Source organism: Microbacterium yannicii PS01, from assembly GCF_000304335.1.
GTDB classification, from domain to species: domain Bacteria; phylum Actinomycetota; class Actinomycetes; order Actinomycetales; family Microbacteriaceae; genus Microbacterium; species Microbacterium yannicii_A.
Genome location: NZ_CAJF01000001.1, coordinates 237120 through 251271 on the forward strand (window position 1 = coordinate 237120; position 14152 = coordinate 251271).

Annotated in this window: 9 protein-coding genes and 1 other RNA gene; 6 read left to right on the top strand and 4 right to left on the bottom strand. The window is 70.9% G+C overall.

Going from position 1 to position 14152, the window contains the following annotated elements; all coding sequences use genetic code 11:
• Window positions 1-15: 15 nt before the first annotated feature.
• The 3 genes from WYM_RS01210 to WYM_RS01220 are packed head-to-tail and all read right to left on the bottom strand — an operon-like array spanning window position 16 to window position 4591.
• Complete coding sequence (locus WYM_RS01210) at window positions 16-2307, bottom strand: transglutaminaseTgpA domain-containing protein (protein ID WP_019178997.1); 2292 nt, start codon at window positions 2305-2307, stop codon at window positions 16-18.
• Window positions 2294-3541 (bottom strand): DUF58 domain-containing protein, encoded by a 1248-nt coding sequence (locus tag WYM_RS01215; RefSeq protein WP_019178998.1) that lies wholly within the window; start codon window positions 3539-3541, stop codon window positions 2294-2296. The genes WYM_RS01210 and WYM_RS01215 overlap by 14 nt, the downstream gene beginning before the upstream one ends.
• Before the next feature lie 15 nt (window positions 3542-3556).
• Window positions 3557-4591, bottom strand: coding sequence for an AAA family ATPase (locus WYM_RS01220; RefSeq protein WP_019178999.1), 1035 nt, complete (start codon window positions 4589-4591; stop codon window positions 3557-3559).
• Window positions 4592-4737: 146 nt separating this feature from the next.
• Between WYM_RS01220 and ffs the strand changes: the two genes are divergently transcribed.
• An RNA gene (gene ffs, locus WYM_RS21340) (signal recognition particle sRNA small type) lies at window positions 4738-4834 on the top strand.
• On the opposite strand, the gene WYM_RS01225 is transcribed toward ffs, so the two are convergent.
• Window positions 4829-5521: an NUDIX domain-containing protein gene (locus WYM_RS01225; RefSeq protein WP_019179000.1), complete on the bottom strand. Its 693-nt coding sequence runs from the start codon at window positions 5519-5521 to the stop codon at window positions 4829-4831. The genes ffs and WYM_RS01225 overlap by 6 nt on opposite strands.
• A gap of 92 nt (window positions 5522-5613) precedes the next feature.
• Between WYM_RS01225 and pta the strand changes: the two genes are divergently transcribed.
• From pta to WYM_RS01250, 5 genes are all read left to right on the top strand, one after another.
• Entirely contained in the window at window positions 5614-7773 is a 2160-nt protein-coding gene (gene pta, locus WYM_RS01230) for a phosphate acetyltransferase (protein ID WP_019179001.1), read from the top strand.
• A 31-nt stretch (window positions 7774-7804) separates the two neighbouring features.
• Window positions 7805-9058 carry an acetate/propionate family kinase gene (locus WYM_RS01235; protein WP_019179002.1) on the top strand — a complete coding sequence of 418 codons (1254 nt, stop codon included), beginning with the start codon at window positions 7805-7807 and terminating at the stop codon, window positions 9056-9058.
• Between the two features lie 30 nt (window positions 9059-9088).
• Window positions 9089-9832 (top strand): HAD family hydrolase, encoded by a 744-nt coding sequence (locus tag WYM_RS01240; RefSeq protein WP_019179003.1) that lies wholly within the window; start codon window positions 9089-9091, stop codon window positions 9830-9832.
• Entirely contained in the window at window positions 9829-12348 is a 2520-nt protein-coding gene (locus WYM_RS18950) for a glycoside hydrolase family 65 protein (RefSeq protein WP_040568924.1), read from the top strand. The genes WYM_RS01240 and WYM_RS18950 overlap by 4 nt, the downstream gene beginning before the upstream one ends.
• Window positions 12349-12411: 63 nt before the next feature.
• On the top strand, window positions 12412-14152 hold a 1741-nt coding region (locus WYM_RS01250), incomplete at its 3' end, for a DNA polymerase III subunit gamma and tau (RefSeq protein WP_026059448.1).

A 14152-nucleotide genomic window follows, 5' to 3' on the forward strand; every position in this document is an offset into this window, starting at 1 on the left:
TCCTACCCGACGCCGCTACCGCACCTTCACCGCGGCGCCGTCGGCGTAGACGCTTCCGGGGCGGATGACGAGCGAGCGCGGCGCGAGAAGCGCCAGCAGTCGGCGCGCGGGCGGAACCGACGCCAGCAGCGCCGCCCTGACGGACGCCGCCGCCTCGGCGGAGGCATCGCCCATCCAGTACGACCGGGTGCCTGCGCGAGAGTAGCTGACGCGCTCGATCGCGATGAGCACGACGTTCATCTCGCTCGCGGGCACCCCGTGCTCGCGGATGAGGCGCTGAGCGAAGGCGCGAGGCGACTCGCTCGCCGGGACGGCGATGCCCACATCGATCGCGGCATCCTGAACCGCCTGCCAGGCCGCGGCGGCATCGCCACGGCGGGCCGCGGTGTCGAGCTGTCGCCGGCGGAGTTCGCGGAAGAGGAAGGGCAGCGAGAGCACCACGATCGTCAGCAGCAGGACGCCCATCACCGGCAGCGGGTCGGCGGTGGTGCCGGACTGCCCGCTCGCCGTGCCGCCCCGCTGTTCATCGGCGTCGGTCTCATCGAGGCCCGCGGGCCCTGTGGGCGTAGGCGTCGATCGCGGGGTCGTCGCTGCCGGGTCGTCGGTCGCGCCGGGCAGCGCCGCCGCCGGGGCGAACGAGGTGGGCACGCCCAGCCCCGATGTCGGTTCGAACGCCACCCAGCCGACGCCCTCGAAGTAGACCTCGGGCCACGCGTGCAGCTGGGAACTGGACACAGAGTAGATGGGCTGCGCGTCGATCGCCTCGGTGGTCGGCTCACCCGGCAGGTAACCGACGACGATGCGCGACGGCATGTTCATGGTGCGCGCCATCAGCGCGAACGCCGACGCGAAGTGGATGCAGTATCCCTGGCGCTGCTCGAGGAACTGCGCGACGGCTTCGGCGCCGCTGCCGTCGAAGCCCTCCTCGACCGGCGCCTCGAGCGAGTACTGGAAATCTCCGCCGCGGAACCAGCGCTGCAGCGCGATCAGGCGGTCGTAGTCGTTGGTCGCACCGGCTGTCACCTCGAGTGCGAGCTCGCCGATGATCGGCGGGATGTCGTCCGGGAGCGCGGTCGTCTCGTCCCGCACCTGCTGCGTCCCGGCGCTCCTCACGCGCATCTGCTCGAGAGTGGGGCGGGGCGAGCTCGAGACGACCTCGTAGGACTGCCCCTGCGTCGATCCCGTGCGCGCCACGATCGTGCGATTGATCGGTACGGCGCCCCACGTGCCGTCGAGTCCGTCGACCGACACCGCAGGGAACGGCACCGGTGCCCAGGGGGACTCGAGGTTCATGACGTCGACCGACGTGGTGTAGTCAGCGAGGCGGATGTCGGTGTCCACGGCGATCTCGCCCAGAGCACGTTCGCTGTCGAGCGCCACGCTCTGCCCGCGATCCGGTTCCCAGACCTCGCCGTCGAAGGTCGACAGCGTGGTGGCGCGCAGGTACGGCACGCTCGGCGAGTCGGTGCGCACCCGGAGCACCTCGACCTCCTGCGGACGACGCAGGTCGTCGCCGAGCTGGAGGGTCGCATCGATGCCCGGCCCCGGCCCGAGGCCGGTGCCCGCGCGGGCGACCGGCTGCGGCAGCAGCGGCGTCGCCACGACAGAGACCACGATCGCGATCGCGGCGATGCCCACCGCGGTCGCCGGCACTCCGGCGGTCCGCTCCGCCTCCTGCTCGACGGGGCGCTCGCGCGAGCGCGTCTCGGCCCGGATGAGGAAGAGGATCGTGACGGCGAGGAAGACGAACCCGATGAGGTCGACCTCTCCGGGCACGGCGATCGAGGGGATGAGCGACACCGCGACGATCCCGACCGCGGCCAGCAGCGGCATCCGCGCCGTCACCACCACGTGGTCGATCACGATGGTCAGGAGCCCCATCGCGCCCACCACCATGAAGGCGAGGGCCGTCGTGGGCTCGAGCGGGGCAGCGCCGAGGGTGATCTCTTCCGACGCCGTGGCGACCAGTCGCGGCACGGCGCGGAAGGTGTCGAAGCTCGGGATGATCCAGAGGAAGGCGGTGTCGCGCAGGAACACCACCGTCATGAAGACCACCCACGCCGCGGCTTCGATCAGCGTCACCGCGACCGCGGGGAGGGCGAAGCGGCGCGCGGTGTAACCGGCCGCGAGGACGGTCACCGACAGCGTGAGCGCTCCGACGAGCCACGGCCCGGATTCGATCACGCGGGCGACCGGCAGGAGCGCGGCCACCAGCGCGGCGAGGACCGCGGTCGCCAGCAGCCGCTCACCGCCGCGCTTGACTCTGCCGGGCGTGCGCGCGCCGTCGGCGGCGCTACGCGAGGACATGACGCGTTCCCCGTCCGACCGCGCCGGCCCAGGCGATTCCGATGTCGCCGTCCGGATCGAGCGCGGCGACGTTCCAGCCGTGATCGGCAGCCCGGTCGAGGGCGTCTCCGACCGGCGTGGCGGCCAGCACCAGCGGCAGCGTGCTGTGGTGGGCGACCGGGCCGATGGCGTCGGCATCCGCCGGGTCCAGCCGCCCCACGATGAGCACGACGGGTCCCGTCGAGATGCCGGCGAAAAGGCGTGACAGCCGCGGCAGGCTGTCGTCGCGGCGTGCGGTCACGGTGGCGAACTGCACGAGCATCGCCTCGACCTCGGTCATGTCGCCGCCGTCGATCCTCTCGACGAGCACCGTGCCGTCGCTGTCGAGGACCTCGACGCCGTAGCCGTCATGCACGAGCCGCGACACCGCCGACACGCACGCCGACACTCCCGCTTCGAATCCCGGATCCGTTCCCGGCGCCTGCAGTGCATCGATCGACCACCGCAGCGCCGCGCGATCGAGCACGACCGTGGCCTCGGGTGTGGACTCCTGCTCCTCCTGCCGCACCATCAGCGCGTCGCGGTGCGCGGTGGCCCGCCAGTGGATCCGGCGCATCGAGTCGCCCGGCGCGTAAGGTCGCGCGACGAGGTTGTCGGCGCCCTGACCGAGTTGATTCGTCGTCGTATGAAGAGTGCCGCCGGTGGCGCCGGCGTAGTCGACGAGCGCTGACAGCTCGACCACCGCGGGCGCGACCGTGACCGGCGTCCGCCGGCCGAAGACCATGGTGCGCCGCGCGAGCCCGAACGGGTCGGTGGAGCGGACGGTGAGCGGCCCGAGGGAATGCACCCCGCGGCGCGCGCCGGTGACCGTATAGGTCAGGTCGATCACGCGCTCCCCGCCGCGAAGTCCGGAGCCGAGCGCAGGGAACGGTCCCTGCGCCTTGCCGCGCAGGCCGGCGGGAAGGGTGTCCTGCCAGATGCCGGGAGGCGTGGGCACAGCGGTGCGCACGCCGATCCGCACCGAGACGACGGTCTCGCGACCCACCGACGCGACGTCAGGGACGAGCGACCGGGTCACGACGTCGGACCGCCGGCCGATGTAGAGCGAGCACACGCTCGCGGCGACCACCGCCAGCAGAAGGATGCCGAAGTACATCAGCTCGCTGATCCCGACCTCGTTCGCGACGATGAAGCAGGCGATGGCGAGGGCGACCGCGCCCGTTCCCCGGATGGTCAGCGGCCACAGGCGTCTCATCTTGCGCTCATCGTCTCACTGGCGGGCGGCGATCGGCACGCGCACGCTGGCGGCGATGCGCTCGAGGATCGTGGAGATGGCGTCGGCGGCCGTGCGGGCTCTCGATCCGCCCGCCGAGCGCGTCGGGATGAGGCGGTGTGCGAAGACGGGGATGAGGAGAGCGGTGACGTCGTCGGGGATGACGAATCCGCGCCCGTCGAGGGCAGCCCAGACCTTCGCGGCGCGGATCAGCTGGAGGGTCGCACGCGGGCTCGCGCCCAGGCGCAGATCGGTGTGCGACCGGGTGGCCTGCGACAGCGCGACGGCGTAGTCCTCGATCGCGGGGGCGACGTGCACCGCGCGGGCCCAGGCGACCAGCCCCGAGACCTGATCGGCCGACACGACGGGCCGAAGCTCGTCGAGGGGGTTCACGGCGTCGCGCTGGCGGAGCATGAGCGCCTCGGATCGGGCGTCGGGGTAGCCCATCGAGATGCGCATCATGAAGCGATCGCGCTGCGCCTCCGGGAGGGCGTAGGTTCCCTCCATCTCGAGAGGGTTCTGCGTGGCCACGACGAGAAACGGCTCGGGGACGAAGTGCGTGTGCCCGTCGACGGTGACCTGACGCTCCTCCATCGCCTCCAGCAGCGCCGACTGCGTCTTGGGGGAGGAGCGGTTGATCTCGTCGGCGATCACGATCTGGGCGAAGATCGCCCCGGGCTTGAACTCGAACTCGCGGTCGACCGGGTTGAAGACGCTCACTCCGGTCACGTCGCCGGGCAGCAGGTCGGGCGTGAACTGGATGCGGCGGACCGTCGCGTCGACCGAGGTCGCCAGTGCCCGGGCGAGCATGGTCTTGCCGACGCCGGGGACGTCCTCGATGAGCAGATGGCCCTCGGCCAGCAGGCACACCACCGCGCTGCGCACGGCATCGGGCTTGCCGTCGATCACACTGCCGACCGCATCGAGGATCGCGTCGGTGACGTGAGCGAAGCCCTCGGCGTTCAGCTTTCCGGACCCCTCCGGTGCGTCCTGGCTCTGAGACGCGGCATCCGTCGTCGCGGTATCGACCATCGAGGCCTCCTGTTCCGCCCGGAGCGGGCGGGCCGGCGGGTGAGCGTGAGCTCCCTCGCCCACGGTTCGATCCTAATCGCGCGCGCGGGGGTGCGGCACTGGGAGAACCCTGGACGCGGAGCGCAGCGCGGGCGGGTTAGACTGGACGCAGCTCTCCGCGAGGCGGCATCCAGGCCAACTCCCCCAGGACGGAAACGTAGCAAGGGTAACCGGGCTCTGCCGGGTTCGCGGAGAGTCTTACTTTTCCCGGGCGATCCCGCGGCCGTGGCCCGCGAACGGCCCGTCGAGCACCGCCCACTGCAGGAGCATGATCGTCTTGGCGTCCTGCACACGCCCGTCACGGACCATCTCGAGCGCCTCGTCGATGTCGAGCTCGAGCAGCTCGATGTGCTCGCCCTCCTCGGCCAGCCCGCCGCGCCGGCCGGAGCGCGAGGCGCCGTCGTACGCGGCAGCGTAGAAGTGGATGCGCTCGGTCACCGAACCGGGACTCATGAACACGTCCCACACATGGGTGATGTCGCCGATCTCGACGCCGGTCTCCTCCGCGGCCTCGCGCCGGATGGCGGTGACGGGATCGTCCTCGTCGAGCAGACCCGCCGCCGTCTCGATCAGCATGCCGTCGGGATGCCCGTTGACGTAGACCGGGTACCGGAACTGACGCGTGAGCAGCACGGATCGGCGCGCGGGGTCGTACAGGAGCACCGTGGCCCCGTTGCCGCGGTCGTAGGTCTCGCGCTGCTGGGTCTCCCACTCCCCGGAGGGCCCGCGGTATTCCAGCGTCGTGCGACGCAGCACATGCCATCCGGCGGCGAGCAGCTCGACATCGGTGATCCGCACGTCCGGGTTGCCGGTCAGGTCACGCCCCGTGGCATCGAGGCCGGTGCGGCCGCGGTGGTCGGGGATGTCGATGCCAGGGCGCGGGTCGGTCATGCTCGGGAGTGTAGCGACGACGCCCCTATGGGGTTCCTGTGCGACTCGCATCGGCCTCGCCGCGGCATCCGGCCCGCCCATAGGGTGGGTGCGTGGCTCGGAGCATCTACATCACGTCGGCAGAAGGTCACTCGGGCAAGTCCACCGTCGCTCTCGGCGTCCTGGATGCGCTCAGCCACGCGACGCCGCGCGTGGGCGTCTTCCGCGCGATCGCCAGGTCGACGGTCGAGCGCGACTACGTGCTCGAGATGCTGCTCGACCACGACGGAGTCGACCTGCCGTACGACGACTGCGTGGGCGTCACCTATGACGACGTGCGCCATGATCCGGATGCCGCGCTCGCGACGATCGTCGAACGCTACAAGGCCGTCGAGTCCCAGTGCGACGCCGTCGTGATCGTCGGCAGCGACTACACGGATGTCGGCAGCCCGGCCGAGCTTGCCTACAACGCGCGGATCGCCGCCAACCTGGGCGCTCCGGTGCTGCTCGTGCTCGGCGGGCGGTCGGCTCAGGGGCAGACGCAGCCCGAGCAGCTCGGCTCGTCGCTGGCGCGGACACCCGCCGAGATGGGCCAGATCGCCGACCTGGCGCTCGCCGAACTCGAGCACGGCCGCGCGCAGCTGTTCGCGGTCGTCGCCAACCGCGCCGATCCGGTGCGGGCCGACGAGACGATCGCCGCCATCCGCCGTGCCCTCGACGACTCGCGCGCCGGTGTGGCGGCGGCAGCCGGCGCCGATGGCGGCGTGCCGGTCTGGGCGATCCCGGAAGACAGGTACCTGGTCGCTCCCTCGATCCGCGGTGTGATGCGCGCCGTCGACGGCGAGATGCTCGCTGGCGACCCCGACCGGCTCACGCGCGAGGCGCTCGCCGTGGTGGTCGCCGGCATGTCGATGGTCAACGTGCTGCCCCGCCTCCTGGAAGGGGCGGTCGTGGTGATCCCCGCCGATCGGTCGGAGGTTCTCTTGGCGACCCTCCTCGCCAATGCGTCGGGGACGTTCCCCTCGATCTCGGGCATCGTGCTCAACGGCGGGTTCGAACTGCCCGAGCCGGTGACCCGGCTGCTCGACGGCCTGGCTTCGAACGTCCCGATCATCACGACCGAGCACGGCACCTACGAGACCGCGGTGCGCATCATGAGCGCGCGAGGGCGGCTCGCCGCCGACTCGCAGCGACGCTACGACACCGCCCTCGCGCTGTTCGAGCAGAGCGTCGACACCGACGAGCTGCTGGCCGCGTTCGGGGTCGCGCGCGCCACGGTGGTGACGCCCCTGATGTTCGAGTTCCAGCTCATCGAGCGGGCGCGCGCGCAGCGCAAGCGCATCGTCCTGCCCGAAGGCGGCGACGACAGGGTGCTGCGCGCCGCCGCGACGGTGCTCAAGCGCGGCATCGCCGACGTGGTGATCCTGGGCGAGCCGTTCGAGGTGCGGGCGCGTGCGATCGAGCTCGGGGTCGACATCCAGACCGCCGAGGTGCTCTCGCCGCTCGATGCCGTCCACGTCCACAAGTTCGCCGAGGAGTACGCGCGTCTCCGCGCGCACAAGGGCGTCACCCTCGCGCAGGCGGCCGATACCGTGACCGACGTGTCGTACTTCGGCACGCTCATGGTGCATCTGGGACTCGCCGACGGCATGGTGTCAGGAGCCATGCACACGACGGCCCACACCATCCGGCCGGCCTTCGAGATCATCAAGACGAGGCGCGGGGTCTCGGTCGTCTCGAGCGTGTTCCTGATGGCGCTCGCCGACCGCGTCCTCGTCTACGGGGACTGCGCCGTCATCCCCGATCCCACCAGCGAGCAGCTCGCCGACATCGCGATCTCGTCTGCCGCCACGGCCACCCAGTTCGGCATCGATCCGCGTATCGCGATGCTGTCGTACTCGACCGGCGAGTCCGGGTCGGGCGCCGACGTCGAGAAGGTGAGGAAGGCCACGGGGCTCGTCCGCGAGAGGGCGCCGCAGCTTCTCGTGGAGGGGCCCATCCAGTACGACGCGGCAGCCGACGCCGCTGTCGCCGCCGCGAAGATGCCGGGGTCGGAGGTCGCCGGACGGGCGACGGTGTTCGTCTTCCCCGACCTCAACACCGGCAACAACACGTACAAGGCGGTTCAGCGTTCGGCGGGAGCCGTGGCGATCGGCCCGGTGCTGCAGGGGCTCAACAAGCCCATCAACGATCTGTCGCGCGGCGCTCTCGTCGACGACATCGTCAACACGATCGCCATCACGGCGATCCAGGCGCAGGAGGCCGGTCGTTGAGACGACGACCGGAGGAAGTCGGGGGCGTCGCATGACACCGGTCCTCGTGATCAACAGCGGGTCGTCCTCGTTCAAGTATCAGCTGCTCGACATGGACACCGAGTCGACGCTGGCGTCCGGGCTCGTCGAGCGGATCGGCGCGTCGACAGGCTCGGGGACCGGGCTCGGCATCGCTCGGCACACCGTCCATGCCGCGGCGCTGGCCGCGCCCGACGGCCCCGCGCCCACCGTGGTCGACGCGACACGCACCCGCGAGCTGCCCATCCCCGATCACACGGCCGGGTTCCAGGTCATGCTCGACGCGTTCGCCTCCGACGGACCGTCGCTCGAGGACCACGCGCCCGTCGCCGTCGGGCACCGGGTGGTGCACGGGGGAGCGCGCTTCTTCGAGCCGACGGTGATCACTCCGCTGGTCGAGATCAACATCGACGAGCTGTCGGTCCTGGCGCCGCTCCACAACCCCGCCAACCTCGCCGGCATCGTCGCGGCGAAGCAGGCGTTCCCGGGCGTGCCGCACGTCGCCGTCTTCGACACCGCTTTCCATCAGACCCTTCCGCCCGCGGCGTACACCTACGCGATCGATCGCGAGGTCGCCGCCTCCCACCGTGTGCGGCGCTACGGATTCCACGGCACGTCGCACAAGTTCGTCAGCGAGGCCGCCGCGGTCTTCGTCGGCCGGCCGCTGGATGAGCTCCGGCAGATCGTGTTCCACCTCGGCAACGGCGCGTCGGTCACGGCGATCGACGGCGGCCGCTCGGTCGACACGTCGATGGGCTTCACTCCGCTCGAGGGACTCGTGATGGGCACCCGGTCGGGCGACATCGACCCCGCTGCGCTGTTCCATCTCGCGCGGCGCGCGGGCATGTCGATCGATCAGCTCGACGATCTGCTGAACAAGCGGAGCGGGCTGCTGGGGCTGGCAGGCTCCAACGATCTGCGGGACGTCCTCGCCGGCATCGATCGCGGCGATGAGCATGCGCGCCTCGCGTTCGACGTGTACATCCATCGGCTACGCGCGTACGCCGGTGCCTATCTCGCGCAGCTGGGCGGTGCCGACGTCATCTCCTTCACCGCCGGGGTCGGCGAGAACGCGCCGCTCGTGCGGGCCGCGACGCTGCAGACCCTCGGCTTCGCGGGGGTCGAGATCGACCCCGAGCGCAACGCGGAGCGCGGCCGCGGCATCCGGATCATCTCGACGGATTCCTCGTCGGTGACCGTCCTGGTCGTGCCGACCGACGAGGAGCTCGAGATCGCGCGTCAGACGCTGAGCGTCGCACGCACGTAACAACCGGGTCGATACCCTTGGAAGGTGCCCATGGACGCCCCAACCCCGCCGCCCCAGCTCCCCGACCTCTCTTCGTACGATGCCGTCCTGTTCGACCTGGACGGCGTGCTGACGCCGACCGCCGAGGTGCACATGCACGCGTGGCAGACGATGGTCGAGGAGCTCTTCGCCGCGTGGGACATCACCCCGCCGTACAGCGAGCGGGATTACTTCGACCACCTGGACGGGAAGAAGCGCTATGACGGCGTGGCCGCGCTGCTGCGCTCGCGCGACGTCGAGGTGCCGTGGGGTGAACCGTCCGATTCGCCGAGCGCCGACACCGTGTGCGGGATCGGCAACCGCAAGAACCTCGTCTTCGAGCGGGTCCTGCGCGCCGACGGCATCGCCGCGTACCCCGGCTCGCTGCAGCTGCTGGATGAGCTCGTCGCGTCGGGAACGCCAGTCGCCGTCGTCTCGAGCTCGAAGAACGCCGAGGAGGTGCTCGACGTCGCCGGCATCCGCGATCGTTTCCCGGTCGTGATGGACGGCGTCATCGCGGAGCGCGATCACCTGCGGTCCAAGCCCGCTCCGGATGTCTTCGTCGAGGCTGCACGGATGCTGGGGGTCGACCCCGCGCGCAGCGCCGCCGTCGAAGACGCCATCAGCGGTGTCGAGTCCGCGGCCGCCGGCGGGTTCGGTCTCGTCGTGGGCGTCGACCGCGGCGCGGGCGAGCAGGAACTGCGCGACGCCGGAGCGCACGTCGTGGTGAAGGATCTCAAGGAGTTCGCCCGATGATGGATCGCGACCGGTTCCCCGTCGACCCGTGGCGGTTCGTCGAGAATTCGTTCAGCATCGAGGACGCCGGCGTCACCGAGACGCTGTTCGCTGTCGGCAACGGCTACCTCGGCATGCGCGGCAATCATCCGGAGGGCCGTTTCGCGCACGAGCACGGCACCTTCATCAACGGCTTCCATGAGACGTTCCCGATCCGGCACGCCGAGCAGGCGTATGGCTTCGCCGAGGTGGGGCAGACGATCGTCAACGCGCCCGACGCGAAGGTCATGCGCGTCTACGTCGACGACGAGCCGCTGTCGCTGGACGTCGCCGAGGTCGACGAGTACGAGCGCGCCCTCGACATGCGCGACGGCGTGCTGCGCCGCCACATCCTGTGGGTGACGCCATCGGGAAAGCACGTGCGCATCGACAGCGAGCGGCTGGTGTCCTTCGAAGAGAAGCATCTCGCGCTGATGTCGGTCGAGGTGACGGTGCTCAACGCCGACGCGCCCGTCACGGTGAGCTGTCAGATCATCAACCGGCAGGACGGCGAGGACGTCTACGGCGGCACCCCGAGCGCGCCGCGCAAGGCGGGCTTCGACCCGCGGAAGGCGGAGCGGATCTCGGAGCGGGTGCTGCAGCCGCAGGAGTACTGGCAGGACAAGCTGCGCTCGGCGCTGTCGTACAAGGTCACCGAGTCCGAGATGACGCTCGCCGTCGTCGCCGATCACCTCGTCGAGACCGACAACGAGTACACCGCCCGCACGCTCGTCGAGCCCGACATCGCGAAGAACGTGTTCCGCGTGCAGGCCAAGGCGGGGGTGCCCACACGGGTGACGAAGCTCGTCAGCTATCACACCTCACGAGGCGTGCCGGCGCGCGAGCTGGTCGACCGCGGTCGCCGCACGCTGGATCGCGCCCTCGCCGAGGGTGTGGAGCGCATCCATCTACGGCAGCGGGCGTGGCTGGACGGCTTCTGGGAACGCTCCGACGTGCGCATCGGCGGTCACGACGACCTGCAGCAGGCGACCAGGTGGTGCCTGTTCCAGCTCGCCCAGGCGGCGGCGCGCGCGGACAGCATGGGCGTGCCGGCAAAGGGCATGACCGGATCGGGTTACTCGGGCCACTACTTCTGGGACACCGAGATCTACGTGCTGCCCTTCCTGGCGTACACGACGCCGCTGTGGGCGCGCAACGCGCTGCGGATGCGGTACCTGATGCTCCCCGCGGCACGGCGCCGGGCGTTCCAGCTGAACGAGGCGGGGGCGCTGTTCCCCTGGCGCACGATCAACGGCGAAGAGGCGTCGGCCTACTACGCCGCCGGCACCGCGCAGTACCACATCAACGCCGACGTCAGCTATGCCCTCGCCAAGTACATCCGTGCGACGGGCGACGACGAGTTCCTGTACCGGGAGGGCGTCGACATCGCCGTGGAGACGGCCCGGCTGTGGGCGACGCTGGGCTTCTGGCGCTCCGTCGACGGCTCGGGCGAGGAGTCGTTCCACATCCACGGTGTCACCGGGCCCGACGAGTACACGACGGTCGTCAACGACAACCTCTTCACCAATGTCATGGCGCGCTTCAACCTGCGCTTCGCGGCGCGCACCGTCCGCGACATGGCGGAGGTCGACGGGGAGGTGTATCGCCGCATGGTGGAGCGCCTGGGACTCGAGCCCGGCGAGGAGGAGGGCTGGGAGCGGGCCGCCGAGGCGATGCACATCCCGTTCAGCCCGGCCCTCGGCATCCATCCGCAGGATCACGTGTTCCTCGAACGCGAGATCTGGGACCTCGAGAACACGCCGCCCGACAAGCGGCCGCTGCTGCTGCACTTCCATCCGCTCGTGATCTACCGGTATCAGGTGCTCAAGCAGGCCGACGTGGTGCTGGCCCTGTTCCTGCAGGGCAACCACTTCTCAGCAGAGGACAAGCTCGCCGACTTCGAGTACTACGACCCGCTGACCACCGGCGACTCGACGCTGTCGGCCGTGGTGCAGGCGATCCTCGCCGCGGAGGTCGGCTACCAGGACCTCGCCCTGGAGTACTTCCGGCAGTCGATCTTCGTCGACCTCGCCGACCTGCACCACAACGCCTCCGACGGCGTGCACGTGGCCTCGGCCGGCGGCGTGTGGACGGCGCTGGTGTCGGGATTCGGCGGCATGCGCGATCACTTCGGCGAGCTCTCGTTCGACCCGCGCCTGCCCGCGGACTGGCCCTCCCTCGAGTTCGTGCTGCACTGGCACGGCACGCGCCTTCAGATCGCCCTCACGCGGGACGAGCTGCGCGTGCGCGCCGCCGACGACGGCGACCCCGTCGGGTTCAGCGTGCGCGACGCGGGGTACATCGTCGGTCCCGGGGAGGAGGTCGTCGTCGCCCTCCGCGGCCAGGGCCCGGTCATCTCCGGTCGCCCCAGCCTGCGCGAGCTCGCCGACGCCCGCCGCGAGGACGGCTCGCTGCTGTCCGCATCCGTGCCGACGGTGACCTCGTCGATCCCGATCATCTCCGGCGTGGCCGATGTGGAGCACGGCGTCGACGTGTGACGGCCGAGGGGGAGAGCGCCTGAGGCTCGTTCGGATGTCGGGGTCACGCCGTAGGCTGTGGAGGTGACCACCGCCCTCTATCGTCGCTACCGGCCCGAGTCCTTCGGCGAGATGATCGGTCAGTCGCAGGTCACCGAGCCGCTCATGACCGCTCTGCGCAGCGACCGGGTGGGCCACGCCTACCTGTTCTCGGGGCCGCGTGGCTGCGGCAAGACGACGTCGGCCCGCATCCTGGCGCGCTGCCTCAACTGCGCCGCAGGTCCGACCGACACGCCGTGCGGCACTTGCGACAGCTGCGTCGAGCTCGGCCGGGGCGGCGGCGGGTCTCTCGACGTCGTCGAGATCGATGCCGCGAGCCACAACGGCGTCGACGATGCACGCGATCTCCGCGAGCGGGCCGTGTTCGCTCCCGCGCGCGACCGCTTCAAGATCTTCATCCTCGATGAGGCGCACATGGTCACGCCGCAGGGCTTCAACGCTCTGCTCAAGCTCGTCGAAGAGCCGCCCGACCACGTCAAGTTCATCTTCGCGACGACCGAGCCCGAGAAGGTCATCGGCACGATCCGCTCGCGCACGCACCACTATCCCTTCCGCCTCGTCCCGCCCGCCGCCATGCTCGAGTACGTCGAGCAGCTGTGCCGTCAGGAGGGCGTCGAGGTCGAGCCGGGTGTTCTTCCCCTCGTCGTCCGCGCGGGCGGCGGCTCGCCGCGAGACACGCTGTCGCTCCTGGACCAGCTGATCGCCGGCTCCGACTCCGGCACCGTCGCGTACGCTCGCGCCGTCGCGCTCCTGGGGTACACCCACGCCGAGCTGCTCGACGAGGTCGTCGACGCGTTCGGTGCGAGCGACGCCTCGGCCGCCTTCGCCGCGATCGACCGCGTCGTGCAGACCGGCCAGGACCCCCGGCGCTTCGTCGACGATCTGCTCGAGCGCCTGCGCGACCTGATCGTCGTCTCGGCGACCCGCGAGGGAGCCGCCGCCGTGCTGCGCGGCATCTCGGCCGACGACCTCGCCCGCATGCAGCGCCAGGCCGACGCCTTCGGCACGGCGCGCCTCTCGCGCATCGCCGACCTCGTCATCGCGACGCTCGACGACATGACCGGCGCCACCTCGCCCCGGCTGCAGCTCGAGCTCATGGTCGCGCGGGTGCTGGCGCGGGGAGCGGATGCCGCGGCCCCGGCCGCGCCGGATCTCGGCGGTGCCGCTGCTGCCGCTCCTGCCGCGGTCGCTCCCGCCGCTCCGGCGCCGGCTCCGTCCGCGCAGGCGCAGGCTCCGGCTCCGGCTGCTGCGACGCCGGCCGAACCTGTCGGAGCGTCCGCCGCTGTCACGCCGCCTCCGGGAGCTGCCTCGGCCACCGCCGCGGCGTCGGCACCTGCTGCCGGTGCCCCGCCGTCAGCTGCGCCGGCCTCGGCGGCGGAGATGCCGATTCCCGCCGGTCCGGTCACGGTCGAGCGAATGAGAGCGTCGTGGCCGCAGGTGCTCGGCCGACTCGAAGACATCAGCCGCAGCTCGTGGATGCTGGCGTCCGGCGCCCGCATCGTCTCGCTCGACGACGACGTGCTCACGCTCGCGTTCTCGAGCCAGGGCGACGTCGCGAAGTTCAAGCAGCTCGCTGCCGGCAAGGGGCCCAGTGAAGACCTGCGTCAGGCGATCTCGGCCGTGCTCGGCATCCGGGTGAAGTACATCGCCCGGCACGATGCGGCCGGTGGCGGCCCTGGTGGCGGCACTCCGGGCTCCGGCCCTGATGGCCCGCGCGATGACGACGGCCCGAGCGGTGGCGGAGCGCCTTCTTCCGCCGTGCGTC

What these genes read in the sequence shown, in the direction of transcription:
- WYM_RS01210 (WP_019178997.1), bottom strand. Translation starts at nt 2,307, where the DNA reads ATGTCCTCGCGTAGCGCCGCCGACGGCGCGCGCACGCCCGGCAGAGTC.
- WYM_RS01215 (WP_019178998.1), bottom strand. Translation starts at nt 3,541, where the DNA reads ATGAGACGCCTGTGGCCGCTGACCATCCGGGGAACGGGCGCGGTCGCC.
- WYM_RS01220 (WP_019178999.1), bottom strand. Translation starts at nt 4,591, where the DNA reads ATGGTCGATACCGCGACGACGGATGCCGCGTCTCAGAGCCAGGACGCA.
- WYM_RS01225 (WP_019179000.1), bottom strand. Translation starts at nt 5,521, where the DNA reads ATGACCGACCCGCGCCCTGGCATCGACATCCCCGACCACCGCGGCCGC.
- WYM_RS01235 (WP_019179002.1), top strand. Translation starts at nt 7,805, where the DNA reads ATGACACCGGTCCTCGTGATCAACAGCGGGTCGTCCTCGTTCAAGTAT.
- WYM_RS01240 (WP_019179003.1), top strand. Translation starts at nt 9,089, where the DNA reads ATGGACGCCCCAACCCCGCCGCCCCAGCTCCCCGACCTCTCTTCGTAC.
- WYM_RS18950 (WP_040568924.1), top strand. Translation starts at nt 9,829, where the DNA reads ATGATGGATCGCGACCGGTTCCCCGTCGACCCGTGGCGGTTCGTCGAG.